We start from the raw sequence: 24,447 nt of genomic DNA on the forward strand, positions 1-24,447 counted from the left end.
CGCGATCATCGCAGTGGCGGAACTGTGTCAAAGCTCGCTGATAACGACAGCCATTCGCTTCGGAGAACTGACCGATGCTGCTGCCGTGAAGCTCGCTGGAAGGGGGTGCAAGGCGGGCATGCCTTGACGGCATTCACCGTCATCGAGATCGCCACCGGCATTTTCCAGAAGCTCAGCTTGGGGAAGGCCAGTAAGGTTCCTGAGGTAACGGAGAACTCGCGGCGTCCGTCGGAGCACTTGACTTGCGATCACGTCCCACGATGCCGAATGCGGGCAGACTGGTTAGCCATTGGTCTGGGACCAGCGGAATTGGCAGCAAGGCTTCATCTTCGTCATCTCGACGAGGCGCCGGATATGAAGCCCGGCATTCCGCGGATATTAGGAAGTGCTCGCCTAGCTGGTATTTCACACATCCGAACCTAGGCATCGCGGTCTGGCTTCCACGATTTTGGGATCGTCGAGGGCAACGAGGAAGGGATTGCGATAAAAACGGACCCTGACGGGCGGAAAGGGACTATCCCGCCCTCTCCGATCTCCGTGTCAAAACTCTTCGGCAGACGCAGGATCGCATCACGGGGCCCGGCAGCCTTGGCGGCAGCGACATAGTTTCAGTCCATTTCAACAGGTGCTGGCATCTACTGGGTGTATCTCTTATCCGAACAATCCAACAATGCGGCAAGCACGGTCCGCTCGATCGGGTCGCCAGCTATTTTCGCGATAAGCCGGTTCTTGAGGGCGCCGAAGCCGAAACGCGACAATCGGTCGCCATTTGCTCTGACGCTCGTCAGATTCTCGTCAGCAGGGGGTGTGCCAATCTGGGAATGCCAGTTGCTCCCATCATGGGGAATATTCAACGGAGGCATGAAATGGACGCATTGAACAACGCCAACTCGCCGCGCCGGAACCTCACATGGCAAACTGGGGCTGTTCACGAACTAATCGCTTTTGAACAACCCCTGAGAGACTTGCCACAGGAGCGAGAACAACAAGCCGAAGTTGGCCCGTCCCGTCCTGTTGTCTCAGCCGCAGACCAGCGCTTCAACACGGCGGCCCAGCAGCCACATAGGAGTCTTATCGCAATTTCCAACCGCGGTGCGACTGTCAATTCTGATCAGCCCAAGACAGGCGGGCTTTCGGCGGCCCTGGAGTGCGTCGTGGAGCGTTCCGGCGCGGTCTGGGTAGGTTTTTCCGAGCATCTGGGCGACGGGGATAAGCAACAGGTGCCCCTCGTGCAGCGTGGCAAAGGTCAAATCGGGTGGCTCGATGGGCCGGCAGCGGACTATTCTCTATCAAGGTTTTGCAAATTCAATATTGTGGCCGGCGCTCCACTCGCTGCCGGACCGGATCTCAGGCTCGGAAGAGGATTATAAAAGTTATCGCGACGTCAATGCCTTCATGGCGCGCGCGGTGTCCGAATTGGGAGATAACGCAGTCTACTGGGTTCATGACTACCATTTCCTGCCGCTCGGCGCTGATTTGCACAGACTCGGCATTGACCGGCCGATCGGCCATTTCCTGCATACGCCATGGCCCGAGTCTGACATGATGGAGCGCGTGCCCAATTCTGGCGAGCTAATGAAATGTATGCTCGAGTATGATCTGCTCGGTTTCCAGACCGACCGTGATGTGAGCAATTTCCTCGCCTGTGTCCAATCTCATTTGGGGCTGGAGAGCAAGAACGGGGTCGTTTTCTCGGACCATGGCCAGACGCAATGCCAAAATTTTCCTATAGGTATCGATCCGAAGCAATTCGAACAGTGTGCCGCAGATTCGCTTGAGGCGCAGAAAGCCTACATTTCGCAGTTGAAACTTGGCGGAGCAAAGCTAGTTATCGGCGTCGATCGGCTCGACTACACCAAGGGCATCGACAATCGGATTAAAGCTTTCGATCTGCTGGCAGTCGAGCCGCAACGTGTCTCGCTCTTGCAAATCGCAACTCCCTCACGTGGCGACATCCAAGCGTACAGCGAATATCGGCGCGACGTCGAAAGACTCGTCAATCAAGTCAACAACCGGCATGGCACGGACGAGTGGATGCCGATTATCTATGAGAACAGGTCGTTCACCCAAGCTGAGATAGCGGGTCTTTACAGAGCCGCGCGTGTTTGCGTTGTGACGCCGTTGCGCGATGGCATGAATCTTGTGGCGAAAGAATACATTGCTGCACAAGATCCGATGGACCCTGGCGTTCTGGTGTTATCGAAGTTTGCCGGCGCGGCCGAAGACTTCGGCGAGGACGCCCTGCTGGTAAATCCGAGGCTCTCCGACGAGATAGCTACCGCGATCTCAAGAGCGGCCAGCATGCCGCGCGAAGAACGCATCCAACGCTGGCGGAGGATGATGGACAAACTTGAAGCGTATACGATCCACCATTGGTCAGCGGACTTCGTTCGGCAACTGGACAGCAGCCGGGTTACGGTCCCTGCGGATCACTTCCACTATGTTGGCTTGGGCTGGATCAGCGAGGCCCAAATGCCTTCGTATCGGACCGAGCCAGAATTGCACACCGCGCTGACGCGTGCACTGGATAAAAACTGGGTCCTGCCGATCGTATGATGCAGAATATGAAGCACGCGAGCTTTGCCTGCATTTGCGCATCCCTCAATGCCGAGCGCTTGGAGAGAGAGATACTTATCCTGACCGCCTGAATGCGGCTTAAGCGGCTTATCGGGACCACAGTCGGGCTTTGCATCAGACCCTTGAGCCAGGCTCCGTCAGTGTGGTCTCTTGCCGCCGAGCGGAGTCATCACGATTGCCTAGTCACCCGTGATGACGACTGGCGTGCCAATTCCCCTCGGACCACGGTTTGGCGCTCACTCCGAGAAAACCGCTTCTACCACGCACGCACGGCTTGCGGCCGCATCGTTAAACATCGCCACCAATGCGATCTTCTGCATTCTAATGACGTTGTCACGCGCTTGAAGTCTTGTCCGAAATCCTTCATCGGCGACCTGCGAGGGATGTCGCAGCCCGACAGGGATCCATTAGTTGGACTATGGTGGCAGCGGAGCAGCGCCGCCAATGGGCGACTGAATATTTCACAATGTTAGACAAGCGTAAAAGCGAAATCACATAACGACATAAACATTTCGTTATGCGTCATTGACAAAAGAGCGGACTGCTGTGATTGTCTGCGTGTCGTGGTTCTCGCGTGCGGCGCTGCCGCAGCGGAGCTAAGAGGGAAGCCGGTGCAATGCCGGCGCTGCCCCCGCAACTGTTAGCGGCGAGCCAACCCCACTCATGTCACTGAGGCGAATACCCTCAGGAAGACGGGTAGAGGCTATGACCCCGCGAGCCAGGAGACCTGCCACGGCGGATTACGTCCATGGGCGGGGTGTCTCGGTGGCCGCTGCAAGCCGGCGTTCGTGCCGGTCTGCTAGCGCCTTCCTTGTCATCGGCGCCCCAACCATCGGGGTATGACATGACTGACTCTCAGGAAATTCCTGTAGCAACGCTCGGCGTGCCGCGCTTCGGTCGTCGGCGAGAACTGAAATTCGCGCTTGAAAGCTACTGGTCCGGAACATCGTCCGCTGGCGACCTTCTCACGACGTCGAAGGCGCTCCGTGCCGCTAGCTGGGAAGAGCAGCGCGATCGCGGCGTGTCGAAAATCCCGTCGAACGACTTCTCGCTTTACGACCATGTGCTCGACACCGCAGCCATGGTCGGGGCCGTTCCATCCCGTTACGGCTGGAATAGCGGCGAGGTCCCACTTGACATCTACTTCGCAATGGCGCGCGGCAACCAGGGTCAGACGGAGGATTGTGGACACGCTGGTCACCAGGAGGAGGCTCATGGACCTGGTGTAACCGCGATGGAAATGACCAAGTGGTTTGACACCAACTACCACTACATTGTGCCGGAACTCGATGATGATCAGACGTTCGCCCTCTCGTCATCGAAGCCGGTCGATTACTTCCTCGAGGCTAAAGCTCTCGGCATTCACACACGCCCAGTCATCCTTGGACCCATCACCTTCCTCAAGCTGGCGAAATCGCCTGCCGAGGGGTTCGGTCCCATCGCGCTCCTACCGCGGCTGCTGCCCGTTTACGAGCAAGTCCTGCAGAAGCTGAAGCTGTCGGGAGCCGACTGGGTGCAGATCGATGAGCCAGCGCTTGTCCTCGATCTGAACCCGAACGAACGAGCTGCGTTCGAATTCGCCTATGGCCAGCTGTCGAAAGCCGCGCCCGAGCTGAAGATCATGCTGGCTACGTATTTCGGGTCGCTGGGAGACAATCTCGAAACCGCGGTTTCTCTGCCCCTGGCCGGGCTGCATATTGATCTCGTGCGCGCTCCCGAGCAGCTGGAAACGGTGGGTCGGCTCGCTCCGAAGGATCTGGTGCTCTCGCTTGGCTTGATCGATGGCCGCAACGTCTGGCGTGCGAACCTGCCCGCCATTCTCGACCGCATCAAACCGATCGTCGCCGGCTGGCCCTTGGACCGCGTCGAGATCGCGCCTTCTTGCTCGATGCTGCATGTGCCGATTGATCTGCGCATGGAGACGGAACTCGACGCCGACATCAGGTCGTGGCTCGCCCTCGCGGCCCAGAAGACCGACGAGCTGGTCTTGCTGGCCCGGGCCCTGTCCCAAGGCAGGGATGCGGTGGCAGGCGCGTTGAAAGCGTCTGCCGAGGCTGCCGCCACGCGCGTGACATCCACGAGGATCCATGACCCGCTTGTTCAGGGGCGGATCGCTAGCATTGAGGACAGCGCGAAGCGACGAGAGAGCGCTTTTGGCGAGCGCTCCAGAGTCCAAGCCGGCTCACTCGGGCTGCCGCCGTTCCCGACGACGACCATCGGGTCCTTCCCGCAGACGCCGCAGGTACGCAAGGCGCGGGCCGCTCATGCGAAGGGCCAGCTGAGCTATGTCGACTATGAGACGTTCCTGAAGAAGGAGATCGAGGCTGCAATTCGCTGGCAGGAAGAGATCGGGCTGGACGTGCTGGTGCACGGTGAGTTCGAGCGAAACGACATGGTACAGCATTTCGGCGAGCAGTTGTCCGGCTTCGCGCTCACCCAGCATGCCTGGGTACAAAGCTATGGGTCGCGCTACGTGCGTCCCCCCATCATTTTCGGCGACGTATCGAGGCGCAATCCGATGACAGTGCGCTGGTGGCAATTCGCCCAGTCGCTTACGGAAAAGCCCGTGAAGGGAATGCTCACAGGCCCAGTCACCATTCTCAATTGGTCTTTTGTTCGCGACGACGTACCCCGCTCCGAAGCCTGCCGCCAGATCGCGCTCGCCATCCGCGACGAAGTGAGGGATCTCGAAAGGTCCGGCGCAAGGATGGTCCAGATCGATGAGGCCGCGTTTCGCGAAGGATTGCCACTGCGCCAATCTGACTGGAAAGTCTATCTCGACTGGGCTGTCGAATGCTTCCGGATCGCTTCAACGGGTGTAAAGGACGCGACTCAAATTCATACCCACATGTGCTATTCGGAGTTCAACGAGATCATTCACGCGATCGCTGAAATGGATGCGGATGTCATTTCGATTGAGACGTCGCGCTCGAAGATGGAACTGTTGGACGCCTTCACGAGCTCCAAATATCCGAACGAAATCGGTCCCGGCGTTTATGATATTCACTCACCACGCGTCCCGGAAGCCGGCGAGATTTCGGACTTAGTCATGCTTGCCCGCGAGCGACTGTCCGACGGCCAACTGTGGATAAACCCGGACTGTGGCCTCAAAACACGCAAATGGGAGGAGGTCCGCCCTGCCCTCATGAACATGGTCGCTGCGGCGCGCGCGCTCCGGCAGAAAGTGCAGGCGTGAGGCTTCTCTTCCTCACCGTGTGGGGAGTTGCCGGCTGGCGGACGTCGGCCGGGAATATGCCAACCCGATCACACTCTTGGAATAAGCCACTCGGCGAAAATGTGCAATTTTCCTTCGGCACGTGTCCTCATCGCGCAGAAATATAAATGTGACACTACGCTATAGTATTGGTCCTTGGGAACATACAGGCCCCGCGCCTCGAACAAATCGTACACACGTCGTTTCTCAAAGTAGACTGCTTGGCATGTTCGCTCAGGCGGCGACAATATATGGTGCTGCGCGTCTGTCCGCTTCCCCAGCTGATTCGCGCAGACTACGGGCGCGGTGGCAGGTTTCGGGTATTGCTAGCCTCCCGCCAATTCGGAGATGGATGTGGCAATTTGTGTGGCCCAAGTAAAAGCCGCAATCATTTTCGATTGCGACGTCCGCAGCCAGTTGGCCCTTTATTTTCCTGAGATCTGCGTTACAGGCCGGGGCGTTGTCGCCGTTTCGGAGGGTAAGATGGGATAGGCGACCTCGGGTGCCTCTCCGGTCAGCGAGTTGAGGAAGGCAACAAGCAGGTCAACTTCTTCGTCCGCCAGTACTACGCCAAGCTGGGTGGTCCCCATGATGGCGACGGCCTGTTTCAGATCCCAAACCTTGCCCGAATGAAAGTATGGCGCGGTGAGTGCAACGTTGCGCAGCGGCGCCACGCGGAAAACATAGTGGTCATCGGCTGCATTGGTGACCGCAAATCGGCCCTTGTCTTTGTCCGGCAGGACCTCGGCGCTGGGCTGTTCCACGAGGCCGAATGGGAAATAGGCTTGCCCACCAACGTTGATGCCGGCATGGCAGGACGAGCAGCCTTTGTCCATGAAAAGCGCCAGGCCCTGTTTCTGTTCGGAAGTCATGGCAAGCTCATCACCATTCAGGAAGCTGTCGAACGGGGCCGGTGTGACCAGTGTCGCCTCGAAGGCTTCGATCGCCTTGGCGAAGTTGTCGAAGGTGACCCGATCGGCTTCAGCCGGAAAAGCTGCATCGAACCACTCGACATATTGCGGCATGGACTTGAGCGTGGCGATGACTTGGTCCGGTGTATTGGCCATTTCGATGCCGGCTTGGACCGGTCCCTTCGCCTGAGCCTTCAGGTCTGCGGCACGACCATCCCAGAACTGAGCGATGTTGAAGACAGCGTTCAGTACAGTCGGCGCGTTGCGCTGTCCCTTCTGCCAACCATGGCCGATCGAGGTTTCGTGATTGTCGTCGCCGCCGGTGGCCAGGTTGTGGCACGAGTTGCACGACAAGACGCCTGACGCCGAGACGCGTGGATCGAAGAACAGTGCCTTGCCGAGAGCGATCTTTTCCGGGGTGATCGGGTTGTTGGCGACTGTCGGCGTGGTGGATGGCAAAGCCCTGAAGGTGGCCAATGCCGTATCTCTGAGGTCGGTGGGGATCGAATCCGCAGCAAAGGCGGTGGGTGCCAGCAAGGTGACAGCCATCGTTCTGAATAGGATTTTCATAAATGGTCTTCCTGCGTCGTGCACGCAGCCACTATGCGATCTGCGGCTCATGAACGCCCTGAGCTAGATCAGTTGAGGGAGAGGATCGGGGTCTGGCACCTGTTTTCGCGGCTGAGCTGGGACCCTCTTGGAAGTGATCGCTCTTCTCGATTGGACTTCAGGGAGGAGGAGTATCCCTGCTCGGCAACCGTTTGTATGCATCAAAGCACGCCCTGAGGGCGGCTTCGTAGATTCGGTCACTGCGATCTTCCCGCCATCGTTGAGAAAGTCGATAGCATCCGCAAGAATGGCAATCTCTTGCACGATGTGCGCTGCACGCCTTGCGAAAAGTGAGCTTCTGAAACCTCAGGGTTCATTCGTTCCTCCTGACCGGCTGATTGCGTGAATCGACCTTATCGACACCCGCCGACTGCACATTGTGATGTCACCAGCGATGGCGGTTTCAATACCTAAGCAGCGACGGTCTATGCGACAGTATGGATGTCCTATCGGAATAGCCGGTCCGCCTTGTCGATCGTCACACCGGCATATAGTTCCGCTTCTACGAACATCCCATCACGCGAGGAAAGACATGGCCAATACGCGCAGTATCGCCAATCTAGCCCTTGTGCCGGCGCGGCGCTTGAGCAGGTCCACCGGCTGTAACTGCCTCACACCTCGATCCACAGATCCTAGGCGATGACCACGTTGTCGTCGTCATTTGACGGACGCGGGGCAGTGGCCCATAAGCGAGCCACCGCAAACTGTGCGGTTGCCAATGCGTAATGAAGTGAATTGGAATGATCTTCGGTTTGCGAAACACGCACATCCGACGCAGCTTGCGTTGACAGAGGCGGTTTTACGCGCAATAGCACTTCCGCCGGCCTATTTTTGTGGAGTTCAATTGTGGTTCGGCCAAGGGCGCTGGGCGCCGGACCGGCCCCGTGTAAACCTCATTAAAGAGAGAGAGAGAGAGAGAGAGAGACCCTGCATGGAAGAATTCTTACCGCGCATCGCCACTGGTGCCGGCATTGGCCCGGCTCTCGCAGAGAAGGGCGTTGGGTTAATGCTGGGTTTCCTGCAAAGCCACGCGGCCGACGGTCCCGTTGCGCGCATGATCGAGGCCATTCCGGGAGCTTCGGAATTAGTAGCGAAATATCATGGCGACGACCCAGAGGGTGGCGGCCTTATGGGGCTCGGCCAGCAATTAATGAGTGAGGGTCTCAGCATGGCAAATATCGCCGGCCTCGCCAACGAGACGATCGCCTGCGCCAAGGAACATGCCGGCGACGAACTCGTGGACGAGGTCCTCAATTCCGTTCCTGGCCTTCCGCAGTTCGTCTGATCAGCGGCAGCCGGGGGCGCATGACCTCGTGCGCCCGTGCCGGCCCGTCTGCGCAGCAGGCATTCTCCGCCGAGCGTTCCGTACCGATCTCGCCAGACCACCGACCGCCGGGCACGCGAAGCGAGCGTTGGAGTACTTCATTCGTCTATTGCAAAATCGACCTCAGGCGAATCGATGTGTATAATTTCCGGCGGTAAAGGTTTATCCTGAACGCTTTCGATGAAGCCCGCGAGATAAGCAAACGTATTGTATTTCTCGAGGACCAACCGCTTCGCCTCTCTTATTGCGCCGCGACGTTCCTTCCAGAGGTCCGAGTTGATGATTTCTTGAATTTTTGGGATTACGTTCTTGTCCTCTGGGTCAATCAGAACCATAGAGTCCGAAGGGAAGAACCTCGTGATTGCAGGGCTGCCGTAATAGATCGGCATTGTTTCAGCAACGAAGCAGTCCATAAGCTTCTCTGTAAAATAGTAATCAGCACGAGTATTCTCGAACGCTATACTGTAACGGTAAGGTGCGAGTGCGTTCCATTTATCTCCAATCAGCCGAAAACCTCGGCCGAACAGGTCAAAATCGAGCTCCTTTCTCAGCCGTTCCAGAAACGCCAGCCGATATCGATGTCCTTTAAGCAGGGCGATGTCACTGGTAATCCATGAGAGCCGAAGCGGCTTATCCACGACTTCGCTGACCAGAAGTTGGTCATATGTCTTGTTTACAGACCAAGACCGAGTGATAGGTGGAGACAAAACGAATCGGCGCGCTGCATTCTGCCGAGCAGCCAGCTCTGCGTCACACGTCAGGACGATAGTATTTTTCCCCTGCCCTTCATGAAACGCGCGATGAGCTTTCGTCGGCGGTTCGCCGATTGCAAAAATTGTCCTGTTTGGGCTCGCCTCGATATCAACAGGGAGCCCGAAAAGAGAAGCAGAGTTAAAGACGATATGCCAATCGGGCACGAAGGATGTCGTGCGAACAAAAGCGACATTGTTCCAGATTCCACTGCCCTTTGGAGTGAGATGGTGGATTGCATCATCCAAAACGCCCCAAGAATCTAGACATGTAGCAACAATGGGCGCCGGGCGTTCCGTCAACAATTTGGCCGACAAAGAAGTTTCACTCCCTTCACTCGTGAAGGTACTCAATCGCCATTCCGGATTGCGGTAACATTGGGCAGCATAAACCTTCCGGGACCCGCTGTCGAGGCAATTGTCGCTTTGCACTTGACCAGGTTCTTCCTCGCTTTGTGTGGTGATCAGGCCGGCTGAGTGGCAGCATGCGTGCCCTAATGAGTTCGCAGCCCGCTCTGCCCAATGGTACGTTTAATCGTCTTCAGGCGGTTGATCAGCCCTTCCGCCTGGCCGTTGCTCCACGGTAGTTCAATGGCATCGCGAACGGCGTCAGCGTCACGGCGTAGGACCCGACCGAAACGCGTGATGGCGACGGACCCGGAGTTGACGCCACGTCGATCGAAGTGTCGAGCTCGCCCAATTCACAGGCCCCGCAAAATGCCGCGGAAGCGCATGGCAAGCCTGCGCATAGTGGCAAACTCATGTGATCCCTGCTTCAGGACGTCGACCTTTGTGGCCTGGTTGATCATCAGCACATCCCGAGGCTTCGTGCAGAGGGCCGGGGCGACTACCGGCGAGATCACACGGCCGGTCGCGGGATTCGTATGGGACAGCGTCGCTGGCTGGTTGACGCGTATGATTGAAGCAGGCGACGCACTGTCCTTGCCCGGCCTCTCGGCGCGGCGCCAACTTGCGAGAAGCCGCTCCAGATTCGAGAAGCTGCCTGTGTCGCCGCGCTGTTCGATATCGTGGAACAGGTGTCGTCCGCAGCGAGGACCGGCTAAGAAACGCCTCGAAATACATTGATGTCCTTGGTTACCAGCGGCGCTTCCCAGCCCCTTGGAAGAGCGGCTCACCGGGCGATGAACTTACATTTGGCCATTGCCAACGTCCATCGTCCCTGACGCCCACCAGCAAGCGATCACGATCCCTCGATTCACAGTCCAAAGAAGTAATACCGAGACAAAAATACCGCGCTTAGGCCCGAGACTACTCGCAAATTCGACGCAAAGTTACAGCCGGGACGCGTCACGCACCTCGGCAGCGTCGCCAACAACGAGTGGCTCAGCGTCACCACGGGAAATATGGCGCATCGATGTCGCTTTCTGGACGAGCATTGGCAATAGCGCTGTCGAGACATTATTGCTTTCGGCGGCAACCGGCCCTATGAAGCGACGCTTCGCTGACTATGTTTCACCGCCTGGAGAGTTTCATGACAGAAGAAGCCGGAAAAAACGTCGACACCCTCATTGAGCTTGCCGCCGATGTCGTGTCGGCCTATGTCTCCAACAATCCGATCCCGGTGGGGGATCTCCCTGCCCTCATCGGCCAAGTGCATGCGGCTCTGAGAGCGACGGCCGGAGGTGTCTCTGCGCAAGAGCCGGTTGCCCTTACGCCTGCAGTCCCGATCAGGAAATCGGTGACACCGGACTACATCATCTCCCTTGAGGACGGGAAGAAATTCAAATCGCTAAAGCGCCATCTGTCGACCCACTATGGGCTGACGCCGGATGGATATCGGGCCAAATGGGGCCTGCCGGCAGATTATCCCATGGTCGCGCCGAACTACGCCGCGGCGCGCTCGACATTGGCCAAGACGATGGGGCTCGGCCGCAAACCGAAGGCGCCGGAAGCGCCGGAGCCTGCGCCAACGAAGCGAACCCGCAAGAAGGTCGCGGCTTGATTTCGGCAATCGAGATTCGTTCTGGAGCGTTGCAGCCATCGGCTTAATCTGCGCGTCATATAAAAAGGCGGGGCCAACCCCGCCTTCCTTTCAAACAACTTTGTTTCATGAGGAATTCGCGACGCCTGCAGCAATCTGCTGCCCTCAGTTTTTGCTCGGTCCCATCGAGCGGCCGTGAGGACCTACGTGCCTACTCTTGCCAGGACGCAGGAGAAAATTTCAACCAGCTTTGCTGAGGCTGCCAGCGGAGGACTTGCCAGTGCGGCGATCCTGCTCGATCTCATAGTTGATCTTCTGGCCGTCAGCGAGGGTCGAGAGGCCCGCGCGTTCGACAGCGGAAATGTGGACGAAAACATCCGGACCGCCATTGTCGGGCTGGATAAATCCAAACCCCTTGGTGCTGTTGAACCACTTTACCGTTCCAGTCGGCATATACTTGTTCCTTCTTTTACAACGCAACGTGGGCAGGCCATTAGGCCTGTCCGAGTCATAGCCGAGAGTTGGGCGCAGCAAAAAGCGAAAAATTGTTAAGCCCCGATCAGCTGGCGCACTCCATTGTGGGCGTAGCGCCAGCAAGCACTGTCCTGCACTACCGCTCGAGCGTGGCCGGAAGCGCCCAATTTCTTCCAACGCTCCTCAGCGCCACGTCGATGGCTCGTGTTTGGAGGCACGGGACGCAAGGCCGACCGCTGCTCGTGCCGCAGGTCAAAGGCCGGGTAGTTCACGGAACTGCCTTCGAGCATAACGGCTTGGCAAGCGCATGAAGGAGTTTCGATTTGGATTGTTTCAAGAGGGTCGAGGGGTTGATCGATGCGACCAGCGTGGAAGCGATCGATAGCGCGCGCGTTTTGCTGGACCAGTTCAAGGGCAAGTCAGAAACAATCGCCCAAGCGATTGACGACTTCCTGCTTGATTTCATGACCTTGCTGTTTGTGGTAGAAGCCACCCGCGAGCAGTTCCACAATCCGGCGAGGCGGTTAGCGCGCATCAGATTGAGCAAGGTCAGGCTGTTACTCACCCGATGCCCTTGACCTAAAGCGACCACTCCGCCAGGCATGCATTTGCAGCCGAGCGCACCAGGCGGTATTTTACGCACATGAAATCAATCGCGACCGCTAAATTCTGCTGTTTGGTTCTCAGGGACGACGGCAAGCGCGGACAGCTTCCGTGCTGCTGTCCTGCAGCGGCAAATGTTGCCTGCATGCCCCCACGGCGAGCGCTGGAGCGACAACATCTCAATTCTGTCCGTCAGTGCAGCGGCCTTCGAAGCGCATCGTGTACCCCTCCCCGGCAGCGCGCCTCATCGTCTTCCGAAGGAAGACGATACTCTCAGCCATGCTCGCGTCGCCTTCAGCCCTGTTCGATGGCCCATAATGTCGGATGCGCAACATGTCAGCCCCGACTTGTCTTCATGCCTCGAATGGTTTTCTGATCTGGCACGGTGCATGCATGGTCGTCCGCAGACGTCGCGGACCAAGGAAAATCCGTCCAATGACCACCTCGCCAAGAACACCGCCGCAGGTCTCCTGGGTCCATCCGAAGATGAGGCTCGAGTGAGGCCTGGCCGCATGTTGGTCTGGCTCGGCGCTGCCCGCCGATCCTCCCCACGGGGAGGCGAAGACGCAACGCGTTCATCAAAATGAGGAACAAATCACTTTGCCTCGAACCTTGCCTTTTCAACCGGAGCCATCGATCGCTCCCCCTGGCTGCGCACGGCGTTCACTGCCACCGCCCTAGCCCTGGTGACGACCGCTCCGGCTCTGGCCGCCACCGACGGCGGCAAGATCGCGGATTTCCTGCTCGACTATGGCATGGAAGGATCGACATCCGCGATCACCGCGCGCCAGTCGTCACTCACATGGTACAAGGTCAGCAGCGCCGACGAGCCACCCGGCAAATCCGGACTTGCCCCTTTCCTTGAGCGTCTGATCTTCAAGGCGACACCAACCGCGCCGGCAGCGAGTTCGACCGAGCCGTCTCAGTCAGCGGCGGCTACAATAACGCCCCCAACGCTATGACTAGCTTTGGGCGACATGATTGGCTTCGAGGCCGATCGCATGTTCAACCTCATCCTCAACGACGATATCAAGACCGAGCGAAACGTGATTCTGGAGGAGCGCCGTTGGCGCAGAGAGACGAACCCGCAGGTCTGCTGGACGAGGAGGTCAACGCGACGTTGCGGCCGATCAGCCCTACCGCATTCCGGTCAACGGCTGGATGCAGGAGATGGACAAGCTGAACGGCACCGACGCATTCACGATCTACAACAAATGCTGCCGACCCGAACAACGCCGTGCTGGTGGTGGCCGGCGACGCAGAGCCTGAGACGGTGAAGGCGCTGGCCGCGAAGACCTATGGCAAGGTTGCGCGCGGGCCGGTCCTGCCCCCGCGCACCTGACCGGCCGAGCCCGACTAGTAGAACCGCGAGGCATCTTCTAGCGATTTCAGGGTATTCTCCTTTCCACTTGGGTACCGTGGTCTGCTAGCTGTCTGGCCGAGGCCCTATAAGGAACTTGGCATCCGGAATAGACACCGCACTTGCCATATACCCCTGCTGCGTTTGAGGAGGAATCCGGTATTGCCCCTGTGCCTGCCGATGACCCGTCACCTGAGATCCCCTGACCTGTTTCGATCCATTGATCGCCTGCCGACACTTGGCACGCGGATTAGCGAGCGGACATTCGAGGTTCTCAACCCGTCGACCGGCGAAGTGCTGGCAGAACTACCCGACATGGGTGTCGAAGAGACATGCGCTGCGATCGACAAGGCCTATGTCGCGCAGCCTGGATGGGCAGGGTTTACCGCCCGTGAGCGCAGCGACGTTCTATGGCGATGGTATCAGTTGATCATCGACCACGCCGACGATCTCGCTGCAATTCTCACCGCGGAGATGGGCAAGCCGCTTGCAGAGGCCAAATCGGAGCTATCGCATGCTGCGGCGTATCTGCAATGGTACGCCGAGGAGGCAAATCGCGTCTATGGCGAGACGATCTCCGCACCATCGGCGGACCGCCGAATGCTGGTGATCAAGCAGCCCATCGGGGTGGTCGGCACGATAACCCCATGGAATTTCCCGGCCTCGATGGTGGCGCGCAAAATCTCGCCAGCCTTGGCGGCGGGCTGCACGATCGTCCTCAAGCCCGCTGAACAGACGCCGCTCGTGGCTGGAGCAATGTTCGCCCTCGCCCATCAGGCAGGCTTCCCCGAAGGCGTCGTCAACCTGATCTATGCGTCCGAAGGTGACGCGGTCGGCCGCGAACTTTGCACAAATCCCAAGGTCCGCAAGATCAGCTTCACCGGGTCTACGGAGATCGGGCGCCTACTCATGCGCCAGTGCTCGGACCAGATCAAAAAAGTCAGCCTAGAGCTCGGCGGCAATGCACCTTTCATCGTGTTCGATGATGCGGATGTCGATGCCGCAGTTGACGGTGCGATCCAGGCGAAGTACCGCAATGCCGGCCAGACCTGCGTTTCAGCGAACCGCCTTTACGTCCAGTCGGGCGTTCACGACGAGTTCGTCGAGAAATTCGTGGAACGGGCTCGCCAACTTCAAGTTGGTGATGGTTTCGCTCCCGGAGTGGACATCGGACCGCTCATCGACAAGCACGCATTGGCCAAGATCGAATCCCATATTGCCGATGCCGTCGCCAAAGGCGGCGCAATTAGCTGCGGGGGCAAACGCATCGGCACGAATGGCACGTTTTTCCAACCGACAGTCCTGACCGGTGTCTCCAGCGAGATGACCGTCGCGCAAGAAGAGACATTCGGGCCGCTGGCACCGATTATTCGCTTCAAAGATGCGGATCAGGTCGTGCGTGAGGCCAACGACACGATCTACGGCCTCGCGGCCTACTTTTATGCCTCCAACCTGAAGCGTGTCTGGCGTGTGGCCGAGGCCTTGGAATATGGAATGGTCGGGGTAAATACCGGCCGGATGTCTTCAGAAGCGGCGCCGTTCGGTGGGATAAAACAGTCCGGCATCGGGCGGGAGGGATCCCGCCATGGCCTCGAGGACTACCTCGAAATGAAATATCTCTGCATGGGCGGCATCTGACTTTTCGGCTTGCAGGGTTCACAGACCGGGTAACCTAGCGAGCGATTTCCAAATATGTGAATTGTAGGATCGCTCCTCGATTGGGAACTGAGGGGCGGCTCCGTACCGAGCAAACACGCAATCCTGAAGGAGCACCCTGGCTGGACTTATCTCTCGACGAGACAAGCGTCTGCATTGTCGGCGAAGAGGGCGTGCATGTAACGGAGGATACGCTTGCGAGGGATTTGGAGGCCCTCGCCGACATCTTCAGGCGACGGGCTGTCGTTGCGCGGGTCTGGCTGGAAGCTTGTGCACCATCGCGATCGTGAACGCTGGTTGTGCGCAATATCCGGTTTCTGGGGCAGAATTTTGAACCTGCTACCTTCCGATTGTCAGTAGCTCAGTTGTTCTTCGGCCGACTGCCGCGCCAGTACAGGCTCGGACAGAATCGAAGATACCATCAGGCAGGCATTCGCATTCGACATTTCCGGTGATCGGCGCACGATCCAGGGCGCGCCAGGTTGACCAAGCGCCTCGAACCGCATGTCAGTCTTGACCGGCTGGAGGACGGAAATCCCGCGATGCCGAAGAGGTTGGTCAGCGCAGTCGAGCCCACACGGCATTTGCGGCACGAAACAGCAAGGGCTGGGAAGCGATCGGCCGAGCGGTCCTCGAAGGCGCGGCCAGGGTGTCGACGATGCGTTGGTTCAGGTCCGCCAATCTGGTCTCTACCGTCTGATAGCGGCTTCGGTCGCCAGTGACAGCGAGTAAAGATATTTGGCATCATCGGCTTCGATTGCCGCGCAGATCTGGTCGAGATTGGGATAGCTCACTGGTGCACCTTTGGGCTCATAGTGCTTCCTCCTCATCGAGATGAGGATTGCCGGATTTGGCGTAGAACACCAACACGGGTCCGAGATCAAAGCGCGTCCCGGGCGCAAGGCGCTGGACGGACCGGGGCCATGTTTCGGTTGAGACGCCATCGATGCCTCGCGCCAACGTTCTGGCGAAGCGGGGCATCAGCGGAGCGAGTGTCGGTGCCAGGATCGCAGCGGCCGTCGTCTGAAGGGCTAGCGAAGTCCGATTGCGGGCGGGATAGAAACGTCGCGCCGCCTCATAGTCTCGCGCCCCACGGTAGATCACGCAATCGCGCACGAAATCGCAGACCTGAGCGGCCGCGCGCCGGACCGAGAAGCCTTCGTCCGAATAGGCGCGCTCCATCGCCGCGCGATAGATCTCTATGCGAGCAAAGAAGGCGCGGTCGACCGGGCTCCAGTCGCCTGCATCGGGTACACGGCCGGCAAAATCCTGCTTGATTTCCTGGTCCAACGCATCAAGCCAGTTCAGCCAAATCCCTTGGAACACCTCGTTCTCGGTGCGGCGCAGCGCGTCCAGCGTGAAATCCGTCCGCTCACCTTCCGGGCGTGTCACGCCCAAATGGAGGCGCACGACGTCGACTGTCTTTGGGCTCAGAACCTCCTTGCCCCAGACCGCATGGCGGCAGCTGGTTGAGAACTTCTTGCCGTCGAGCAGGTAGAACTCGTTGACGTGATAGTGGATGCGTGGCGTCCAATGGGAGAAGACCTCGGCGTAAAGAGCGGGGTAGAGTAGCGCGTGGTAGAACGAATTGTCGAAGCCGAAGAAATGGACAATCTGCCAGTCGTTGCTGGGCATCTCTGCCTTCCAGTCGCGACCCAGCAAGCGGCCGAGCGCCTGGATGTTGTAAAGAAAACCGAAGGCCATTTCCGGCCAGACCCAGATCACTTGCCCCGGGAACCCTTCGGCCGGCAGGCCCCAGTCCGAGGGGTGGGTAATGGGCACTGAAAAGTTGCCGCGTCGGCGTAGGCGCGCGAAGAGATCTAAGATCCGTAGCGGGACGCCCGACGCCCTTAGATGCCGGTCGATATTGTCGTAGCATCGGTCCAAGGCAAGTTCCGGGCGGCGGACGGAGCCGACCAGCGGCGCCTCGGCAGACTGCCGTGACCGGGCTGCACCCAAGTCGTGGCAAAGGTTTGGGGCGCCGCATTCCTCGCAGATGTTGCCAGCGGCGGAGCCCCCGCAATCGGGGCAGAGGCCGCTAACATCCGGCTCGTAAAGATAGTGGCCTGTCACAGCATCGAAAAGCGCAGGACTCTGGCGCAGATCTACCGCCGTGCTGCTCAGAAGACTCCGGAAACACGCGGCTTGAAACTCGCCGTAACCGTCATCGCCCATTGTGGGTTGGAAGCTGTGGACGTCGCAATCGAGAAGTGCAAGCGTGGCGCGAATTTCGTCGGCGTAGTAGCGCGCCACGTTTGCAGGCGTCGATTGATCGGCATCGGCGCGTATCGTGACGTAGCTCTGGTTGTCATCGCTTCCAGTGAGGTGATATGCTTCGACTCCTTTCATGCGCAGGAAACGAGTATAGACGTCGGCGCCGAAATAGGGGCCAGAAAGATGCCCCAGATGCAGATCGCCATTTGGCGTTGGCGGCGTGGAGAAGACGAAGATCGGCCCGCGTGGAGCCGTGGTCTTTGCAGCGGCATCAAGGGCGGCCTCGCCGTCTCGCCAGTAGACATCGACGAAATCTAGGTCTTCGTCCCCATCGTTGCGCAGCACATGCGCTTCAAAAGGGTGGAACAGAACGACATCGCCCGCCTCGACCGAGATTTCCCCAAGGTCGGTCCTGACCTTGCCCGCGCCAGACAGGACCACGAAGGCCTCGATTTCGTCGTGCCGATGGGGCTCGGATGTGACGCCGGGTCCAACCTTTCCGAATGAAAACCCCGTGCGAGCGCTGCCCGTTCCAAGCGTGGCCGTGTCGATACCGAACGCCCGCGACAGCTCCGTTCGAGAAAACGTGTATTTGCGCATGACAATGAACCTAAGCTGTTCAAGCAGTGGGACCTTCGGCTGCCAACGCAACAGCCTCTTGTGCAAGTTGCGCAGAGAAGCGGCAGCCCAACCCGTTGGCGGCCCCGGCCAGAATAATGCGGCTCTGGGCCGCCAGGCGGGCGACGAGGGGGGCGCCAGTCGGGCTGTAGGCGTCATAGACGACCGCCCTGCGACCACCTCCACAATCCACGTGCCGAAGCGTCGTAACGGGCTGCGGTCGATGCTCCGCGAGCCCGCAAATCAGAACGCCATACTCTCCGCGCATTTTTGAGCGGTCGATCAGTTTCGTGTGCATGCCTCCGCCTGGCTGCGTGAGCTCAATCGCGATAGAAAATGCCATTTGGGGGCTTGAGTTTGTCGAGATCGGCCACTTTGCCCTCGGGCGGGTTAAGGGCGCGCTTAAGCACGTTATATTCAGCGCGGGTCGGTCCACCGGTTGAAGCACGCTGGAACACCAAGTAGAGTGTCCGCCGCGAACGATTGCTTTTGTTCGGTCGTGAGTAGTGCGGTGCGTAATCGTCGAAGATGAAGATGTCGCCAGCCTTCCATACTACGGGTTCCCAGGAGAACATTTCGGCGACTTGAGGATCGATCACCCCACCGGCATCCATGGGAAACACCCCCTTCTTGTGGTTGCCGGGGCTGAAGAAAAGCCCGCCGTTTTCCGGGTCGGAGTCGTCGATGCCTATGGCAACCACCGCATGGACCATCCGGTCGGGGAGTTTGTGTGGAATGTGATAAATGTCCTGATGCGGGAGATAGCCGCCGCTGTCGGGATAGTGGAAAATCAGCAACTCCTTGAGCCTGCGCGAATCTTCGCCAAGCAAATCCTCGACCGCTGACTTTATGCGCTGATCTTCTAAGAGCAAACGACGCAATGGATCATGGAAGTCGAGAAAATTCTCGATCTTGGAGATGATCTTTCGATTGTCCGTCGTCTTCTCGAACCACATGAGCCATTTATCATCGCTGACATCCCAGCGTGACATATCTTCGACAAAAGTAGAGATATCTTCCTGAGCCGCTGGAGCGAAGAACCTTTCGAGCCTGACGTATCCGTCTTTCTGCCACTTTTCTCTTTGTGCATCAGTCAACATGCGAAAAGCCTCCTGTTGGAAAGACTGGTTGGTCGGACATCCAATTAGGGCAGTCGGGCGCTGGTCAAGTTGCGGGTCCACGGAGACGGACTCACGTCATGTGGGACGGCAATGCTAAGTGCGTTCCGCTCCGGCGGATATTGTCCGCAGAAGCTCGGCGCGAGACTGCCTATGTCAGGCTCAGCTGGGTCCAGGGGTTCCGTAAACTGGGCCGGATCAATCGCTTCACCCGGTCCAGCCACGACACGCATCGCCAAAGGCCGGCACCATCCGCTGACCGCCGACCCAGCCATGGCCGCCAAGACCACGGCGCTCTTTCGAGTGAGCGACCTGATACGGTCTTGACAACCGTAGGGGAAATGCACGCCCCCAGAATAATGCGATGCGCCGCTTGGTCCAAGGGCTTGTTCGGTCACGATGATTTCGGAGAAGCCTCCGGCCTCCGCCGCAGCGGAGGCGGACATCATTCCTAGGATGCCACCGCCGATGATCAAAAGTCTACGAGTCATATCCCGCTGCCCATTTCTTCGGCTGCGGGGGCGGGCCAGCTCTCGATCGAGGTATGGCTGATGAAGCCAGGATGCTCGGGGTTCGCGCATGGCGCGCGCCCAAGAAGGCTATCGAGGATGCGGCGCGCGCGCCAGGCCAGCAGGCTTAGGTTCGGATCGGCCAGGCCGCGCTGCCCGAGGCTCGCGTTTTGTACGAAGATGCGTCTGTCACCCGGTCCGTCCCAGCTCACCGAAAAATCCTCGCGAATAGCTAATTCATTGTCGATCTGCTCCAGCCGGTGCGCGATGGGTTCCAAGAAGTCTGGCACCGCGTTCTCGTAACCGGTGGCCAGGATGACGATGTCAGCCGTGACTTCTTCGACCTCGTCCATGCCGTGCTGCAGGGTCAGCCTGTGACCCGGTCCGGCGTTGATGCAATGCGAGACGGTGCACCCCGGCCGCAGTGTGATGTCGGATCGGTTTGGCTCGAAAAATGCGTGGCGGTACAGCGCCTGATAGATCGCGCGCAACGTGCTTTCCGAAATGCCGTCCGAGGCAAGCACGAAACGCCGCAGGAGCAGCTTACGCTGCGACTCGCTCATCGCGGCGAAGCGATCCGAAAAGCAGGGCATGAACAACTCGTTAGTGAACGGGCTGTCGTCGAGAGGCAGGTAGTTCTCACGCTGCGAGACCCAAGTGATCGAGGCAGGCCGCCGTTCTTTCGGCAGGCCGACAAGGTGCAACATCACCTCGGCTCCCGACTGGCCTCCGCCAACGACGCAGACATGCTTTCTCCGCACCTCGGGATGGATGTACAGTAAAACAGATGAGTGGAAAAGGTTGCGTCCAGTCCAGCCCTGAAACTGAGACGGAATTTTCGCCTGCTTGCCAATGCCGACCACGACGTTTCGCGCGCCGAGCACCGCCTTGTCCGTCCGCACCCGAAACTCGCCCTCAAAGCGGATTTCGTGCACGGTCTCGCCGCCATGGACAAGTGGGTTCCTGTGGAAGGCCCAGTTCAGGTATTGCTCAAACTCAGCTCTGAACACAGCCTCGAACTGTGCGTTCAGGAAGTGGTACAAACGCCCGTTCTCGTGCAGGAAGTTTACAAAAGTGTAAGCTGATCTCGGATTCACCAGTGTGACCAGATCCTTGAAGTGGCTGACCTGGAGCTCCGAGGAATCGAACGCGATGCCTGGATGCCAGCGGAAGTCGGCCTGCCTATCCAGGAACAGTGCCCCTTGCCCAACTTGCTCGTGTATCTGACACGCAAGGCTCAAATTAGACGGCCCAGCACCGACCCCAACGCAAGATAACTCCACTGTTTCCTCCTATAGAGTCTTCCCACTAGGCGGCTTGTTCGCGGCGACTCGAGCCCCGGTGCCGACCGGGTTTGCGAGAATTTGTCCAGCGCGTTCGGGTCGTCGAATGTAGACCCGAGCATTCCAGCGCGGTGACAATCGACGGGTCATACCGGCTACGTGGGGCAACGACGTATGTCCTTTCCGCCCAGTCTGGATGCCCGGCGTCGCCGTTACGCGAGACGCTTTCCAGGCCCATTAAGGTGTTTGAAGCCGGCGCAATCGCCCGCCTCGGCCATGACGCGCCGGCCTTTCGGCGGCCTGATGGCAGGCGAGAGCGCGGTTTTCGACGCGGCGACGGCATTTTCGGTGCGCATGATCATGGAGGACGTCTCGCTGATGCGTTCGCAGAACCCCATGCATGGGCCGTGCCAGAGAAGGAAAATTTTATTAAACAATGGCTTGGCGGATTTGCGATCCTGTATGAAATCCGACATTGAGGGGGACGCCTCACGGCGGCGCTCGATTTGCACGTCGATGTCGCCTTTTTCCGAATAGCTAATCGGGCACCTTCTGCACCAAAAATACTTCTCTTATGGAGACCGGCACGAAGTCTTCAAGAACGGACAGTGCAGAACCGTGTGTCTCTGCCGGACGGATCGCGATATGCCTCACCCATCGAGGTCGGCAGTTGCAAGAGCTGCCAGATTCTTCGCCCTATCGTGCCCTTGCATTGGCTCGATCCCGACATCCTCGGAGGCCGCGATCATGAAGAGTGACGCAATCTCATGTCCGGCGCGAGGCCTCTCTCAGGGGGAAGCAATTCTCTATGTCGGTGTCGGATCGATGCTCTTGATGAGACGTGATGGGCGCATGCCCAGACCTAACCGCATCAATGATTGCGCGATATGGGACCTTCACCAACTGGATTGTCGAATCTCTGTAAAGATAGCCGGAAGACAATTGCGTTATGACCACTCTGCCGGTTCCAAAAGCACGTGCGCCATTCGGTTCCTGCGACTCAATCCAGGCGGAGGGGTGAGGCCGCAAAGCAGTCTTTTGCGCGCCCACCGGTGGGCCTGGAGCCATCGTAAACGCAGTTATTCGATGATCGCCGCCGCGGAGTCGTCAGGCTGTGCCGCGCCCGACACCGGCGACGTAGTGGTCGTCGATCGCCCCGTCGCCGATGTCGATCCGAAGCTCGGCCAGTTTCGCGGTCAGCTTCGCTGCTTATTCTGCAGTGCCCACCGAGCTCGCACAGGAGGTTCTATCAGGCGGTCACGGCTGCACTCGTTGTCGGGTCTCCGACAAAGTCGGACATGAGACACACCGCAATCAGAGCCATATCATTGTTGTGAAACGATTTTCTCGTTTGGCACGACACGTGCAAGGCTATCCGCAAACGCGCTGCGGCAAGGACTGAGGAGAAATCATGCCATGATCAAGCTCGCCGAACATGCGGTCGCAGCCGCCAAAACTCGGCCTTTCCGAGCCGACAGGACGTTGCGGCTGTTTTCCAGTCGACATCATTCTTCACGTTATCCGGACATGACCGTATTCCATTTCCGCCCAACGCTGAATGTCCCGGACGATGATCCCTATCTTTGGCTCGAAGATGTAGAAGGAGAACGGACACTTGCCTGGGCCGCCAGCCAGTCGGCCAGGACCCTGGGGCACTTCGGTGGAACACAGTTCGATCGCGACCACGACGCCCTGACAGCGATCTTCGACCGTCCTGACAAGGTTCCCGTGATCACGCGCCGCGGTCAGTACCTCTACAATTTTTGGCAAGATGCCGGAAATCCGCGCGCACTGTGGCGCCGAGACCACCCTTGCCGCCTATCCGCCGATCCTGCTCGCCACCACGAAGCGGGACGACCGCGTCCACCCGGGCCACGCGCGTAAGACGGCCGCAAAGCTGCAGGCCTTTGGTTATCCCGCTTACTTCTAAGTGAGTACAGGTCGATGATTGCGAGCACGCCGCAAAGAATGTGCGCGGTCCCACGCAAACTGCGCATGAGCGCTCCGTCAATCTCACGCAATTCGAGCAAGACTTTTCGTAGTTCAATACATCATTTCTGAAGAGCAAGGAGAGAATATCATGGCGAGAAAGCGAATGGGCGTGGCGCGGGGAGTAACAGCGGCCGTCATGCTCATGGTGGTGGGACAGCAGGCCGTCGCGGCGGAGCTTGCGCAAGCCGCGAGCGTCCCGCAGGCAGGAGCCTCGGTCACGGAAGCGCCGAGCCCTTGGCAGATCCGCCTGCGTGCGTTGGGGGTCGTCACTGAGGATTCGGGCTACGTCAATGCAGTGCCCGGCTCCGATCTTTCCTATTCGAACACGGTGACGCCGGAACTCGATATCTCTTATTTCTTCACGGACAACATCGCCGCCGAGCTCATACTCGGCACCACCTATGCAAACATCGAGGGCCAAGGAACGATCGGCGGGCTGGGCAATATCGGCAAGGTTTGGCTGCTGCCGCCTACGCTCACATTGCAGTATCATTTTACCAACTTCGACGCTTTCAAGCCCTATGTCGGCGCCGGCGTGAACTACACGATATTCTATAACCAGGATGTCGGCAGCGCCGACGCTCTCAAGGTTAAGAACACGTTCGGCACCGCGCTGCAGGTCGGGTTCGACTACATGGTGGATCAGCACTGGGGCGTCAACTTCGACGTGAAGAAGCTTTTCCTCAAGCCAGACTTCGACGTCACGGTCGACGGCGCGAAGCTGACGGGGAAGGCTGCGCTCGATCCGTGGTTGATAGGCGCAGGTGTCACCTACCGCTTCTGATACGCAACGCGAAGGCGGCCTGCTGACAGCCGATCTGAGATGAAGGGCGCCTCGGGCGCCCTTTCCACGCCGGCGCTGCACGGGCGAGTCGACCCGGATCATTAGAGGGGTGGGGGCCCTTGTAACCCTTGGGCGGGGGGTTCCGAATCGGAGGCACGTTCTGATCAACTTTATGCGATGACCATCCAACGCATAGCAGCCGATTGTCGGGGATACTTGAAGAAGCCGTTGTTAAGAGTGGGGGTCCCCGCCTGCACCCGACCGGGTACTTGCCAGTAGCAGCCGACAGGCTGCCCCGCGCCAGGGACGCGAAGCCGAACGGGGCAAGATCGCTGAAGCCTGCCGAAGAAGACCGGGCGCGGTTCACGAGCAGCCGGGGGGGGGCGGGGGGCGGGCGCGGGCGGGGCCGGGGCGGGATGTGGGGCGGGCGAGGTGGGGGGGGGGGGGGGGGGCGGGGGTGGGGGTGTGGTGGTCGTGGTGGAGGGGGGGGGGGGGGGGGGGGGGGGGGGG

At 58.9% G+C, this 24,447-nt stretch carries 16 protein-coding genes, 2 pseudogenes and 1 riboswitch; of the genes and pseudogenes, 9 read left to right on the forward strand and 9 right to left on the reverse strand.

Annotated elements, in window-relative coordinates; all coding sequences use genetic code 11:
• Nucleotides 1-1,236 precede the first annotated feature (1,236 nt).
• Entirely contained in the window at nt 1,237-2,556 is a 1,320-nt protein-coding gene (locus tag NKG99_RS19280; protein ID WP_352870230.1) for an alpha,alpha-trehalose-phosphate synthase (UDP-forming), read from the forward strand.
• Nucleotides 2,557-3,124: 568 nt separating this feature from the next.
• Nucleotides 3,125-3,326, forward strand: a riboswitch (cobalamin riboswitch).
• Nucleotides 3,327-3,421: 95 nt separating this feature from the next.
• On the forward strand, nt 3,422-5,773 hold the full coding sequence (gene metE, locus NKG99_RS19285; RefSeq protein ID WP_352870231.1) for a 5-methyltetrahydropteroyltriglutamate--homocysteine S-methyltransferase: 2,352 nt from the start codon (nt 3,422-3,424) through the stop codon (nt 5,771-5,773).
• Between the two features lie 443 nt (nt 5,774-6,216).
• On the opposite strand, the gene NKG99_RS19290 is transcribed toward metE, so the two are convergent.
• Complete coding sequence (locus tag NKG99_RS19290; protein WP_352555220.1) at nt 6,217-7,272, reverse strand: cytochrome-c peroxidase; 1,056 nt, start codon at nt 7,270-7,272, stop codon at nt 6,217-6,219.
• A gap of 970 nt (nt 7,273-8,242) precedes the next feature.
• On the opposite strand from NKG99_RS19290, the gene NKG99_RS19295 reads away from it, so the two are divergent.
• Entirely contained in the window at nt 8,243-8,596 is a 354-nt protein-coding gene (locus tag NKG99_RS19295) for a hypothetical protein (RefSeq protein WP_352663974.1), read from the forward strand.
• A 137-nt stretch (nt 8,597-8,733) separates the two neighbouring features.
• Here the strand turns inward: NKG99_RS19295 and NKG99_RS19300 are convergent, their stop codons facing one another.
• Nucleotides 8,734-9,738 (reverse strand): glycosyltransferase family 10 domain-containing protein, encoded by a 1,005-nt coding sequence (locus NKG99_RS19300; RefSeq protein ID WP_352870232.1) that lies wholly within the window; start codon nt 9,736-9,738, stop codon nt 8,734-8,736.
• A 97-nt stretch (nt 9,739-9,835) separates the two neighbouring features.
• Nucleotides 9,836-10,479 (reverse strand): annotated as a pseudogene (locus NKG99_RS35975) (transposase); the annotation flags it as partial.
• A 397-nt stretch (nt 10,480-10,876) separates the two neighbouring features.
• Between NKG99_RS35975 and NKG99_RS19305 the strand changes: the two are divergent.
• Nucleotides 10,877-11,347 (forward strand): Ros/MucR family transcriptional regulator, encoded by a 471-nt coding sequence (locus NKG99_RS19305; protein ID WP_023783325.1) that lies wholly within the window; start codon nt 10,877-10,879, stop codon nt 11,345-11,347.
• A gap of 219 nt (nt 11,348-11,566) precedes the next feature.
• Here NKG99_RS19305 and NKG99_RS19310 read toward each other — a convergent pair whose 3' ends face one another.
• Complete coding sequence (locus NKG99_RS19310; protein WP_023679670.1) at nt 11,567-11,779, reverse strand: cold-shock protein; 213 nt, start codon at nt 11,777-11,779, stop codon at nt 11,567-11,569.
• Nucleotides 11,780-12,123: 344 nt separating this feature from the next.
• On the opposite strand from NKG99_RS19310, the gene NKG99_RS19315 reads away from it, so the two are divergent.
• The 3 genes from NKG99_RS19315 to NKG99_RS19325 all read left to right on the forward strand — a co-directional run bounded on the left by NKG99_RS19315 (nt 12,124) and on the right by NKG99_RS19325 (nt 15,401).
• Nucleotides 12,124-12,378, forward strand: a complete 255-nt coding sequence (locus tag NKG99_RS19315) for a hypothetical protein (RefSeq protein WP_352442315.1) — start codon at nt 12,124-12,126, stop codon at nt 12,376-12,378.
• 711 nt (nt 12,379-13,089) lie between these two features.
• On the forward strand, nt 13,090-13,365 hold the full coding sequence (locus NKG99_RS35980) for a hypothetical protein (protein ID WP_502913701.1): 276 nt from the start codon (nt 13,090-13,092) through the stop codon (nt 13,363-13,365).
• Between the two features lie 578 nt (nt 13,366-13,943).
• Complete coding sequence (locus NKG99_RS19325) at nt 13,944-15,401, forward strand: NAD-dependent succinate-semialdehyde dehydrogenase (protein WP_352870236.1); 1,458 nt, start codon at nt 13,944-13,946, stop codon at nt 15,399-15,401.
• A 371-nt stretch (nt 15,402-15,772) separates the two neighbouring features.
• On the opposite strand, the gene NKG99_RS19330 is transcribed toward NKG99_RS19325, so the two are convergent.
• The 5 genes from NKG99_RS19330 to NKG99_RS19350 all read right to left on the reverse strand — a co-directional run bounded on the left by NKG99_RS19330 (nt 15,773) and on the right by NKG99_RS19350 (nt 21,673).
• Nucleotides 15,773-15,925, reverse strand: coding sequence for a hypothetical protein (locus NKG99_RS19330; protein ID WP_023721441.1), 153 nt, complete (start codon nt 15,923-15,925; stop codon nt 15,773-15,775).
• Nucleotides 15,926-16,229: 304 nt separating this feature from the next.
• Nucleotides 16,230-18,233, reverse strand: a complete 2,004-nt coding sequence (locus tag NKG99_RS19335; protein WP_352870233.1) for a class I tRNA ligase family protein — start codon at nt 18,231-18,233, stop codon at nt 16,230-16,232.
• A gap of 338 nt (nt 18,234-18,571) precedes the next feature.
• The gene (locus tag NKG99_RS19340) at nt 18,572-19,351 is read right to left on the reverse strand and encodes a phytanoyl-CoA dioxygenase family protein (protein WP_352621179.1); all 780 of its coding nucleotides are present in this window, start codon (nt 19,349-19,351) and stop codon (nt 18,572-18,574) included.
• Nucleotides 19,352-19,856: 505 nt separating this feature from the next.
• Nucleotides 19,857-21,119 (reverse strand): lysine N(6)-hydroxylase/L-ornithine N(5)-oxygenase family protein, encoded by a 1,263-nt coding sequence (locus NKG99_RS19345; protein WP_502913092.1) that lies wholly within the window; start codon nt 21,117-21,119, stop codon nt 19,857-19,859.
• Between the two features lie 254 nt (nt 21,120-21,373).
• On the reverse strand, nt 21,374-21,673 hold the full coding sequence (locus NKG99_RS19350) for an iron-sulfur cluster assembly accessory protein (protein WP_352870235.1): 300 nt from the start codon (nt 21,671-21,673) through the stop codon (nt 21,374-21,376).
• A 1,015-nt stretch (nt 21,674-22,688) separates the two neighbouring features.
• Between NKG99_RS19350 and NKG99_RS19355 the strand changes: the two are divergent.
• Both NKG99_RS19355 and NKG99_RS19360 read left to right on the forward strand, forming a co-directional pair.
• Nucleotides 22,689-23,088, forward strand: a pseudogene (locus tag NKG99_RS19355) (hypothetical protein); the annotation flags it as partial.
• Between the two features lie 153 nt (nt 23,089-23,241).
• On the forward strand, nt 23,242-23,937 hold the full coding sequence (locus NKG99_RS19360) for an OmpW/AlkL family protein (protein WP_502913091.1): 696 nt from the start codon (nt 23,242-23,244) through the stop codon (nt 23,935-23,937).
• Nucleotides 23,938-24,447: the final 510 nt, after the last annotated feature.

The organism is Mesorhizobium sp. M1409 (genome assembly GCF_040317535.1).
Classification (GTDB): Bacteria; Pseudomonadota; Alphaproteobacteria; order Rhizobiales; family Rhizobiaceae; genus Mesorhizobium.

Excerpts from the sequence above, each read along its gene's own strand:
- NKG99_RS19295 (WP_352663974.1), top strand. The coding sequence starts at position 8,243 with ATGGAAGAATTCTTACCGCGCATCGCCACTGGTGCCGGCATTGGCCCG.
- NKG99_RS19360 (WP_502913091.1), top strand. The coding sequence starts at position 23,242 with ATGGCGAGAAAGCGAATGGGCGTGGCGCGGGGAGTAACAGCGGCCGTC.
- NKG99_RS19290 (WP_352555220.1), bottom strand. The coding sequence starts at position 7,272 with ATGAAAATCCTATTCAGAACGATGGCTGTCACCTTGCTGGCACCCACC.
- NKG99_RS19310 (WP_023679670.1), bottom strand. The coding sequence starts at position 11,779 with ATGCCGACTGGAACGGTAAAGTGGTTCAACAGCACCAAGGGGTTTGGA.
- NKG99_RS19340 (WP_352621179.1), bottom strand. The coding sequence starts at position 19,351 with ATGTTGACTGATGCACAAAGAGAAAAGTGGCAGAAAGACGGATACGTC.
- NKG99_RS19335 (WP_352870233.1), bottom strand. The coding sequence starts at position 18,233 with ATGCGCAAATACACGTTTTCTCGAACGGAGCTGTCGCGGGCGTTCGGT.
- metE (WP_352870231.1), top strand. The coding sequence starts at position 3,422 with ATGACTGACTCTCAGGAAATTCCTGTAGCAACGCTCGGCGTGCCGCGC.
- NKG99_RS19330 (WP_023721441.1), bottom strand. The coding sequence starts at position 15,925 with ATGCGGTTCGAGGCGCTTGGTCAACCTGGCGCGCCCTGGATCGTGCGC.
- NKG99_RS19305 (WP_023783325.1), top strand. The coding sequence starts at position 10,877 with ATGACAGAAGAAGCCGGAAAAAACGTCGACACCCTCATTGAGCTTGCC.
- NKG99_RS19325 (WP_352870236.1), top strand. The coding sequence starts at position 13,944 with ATGACCCGTCACCTGAGATCCCCTGACCTGTTTCGATCCATTGATCGC.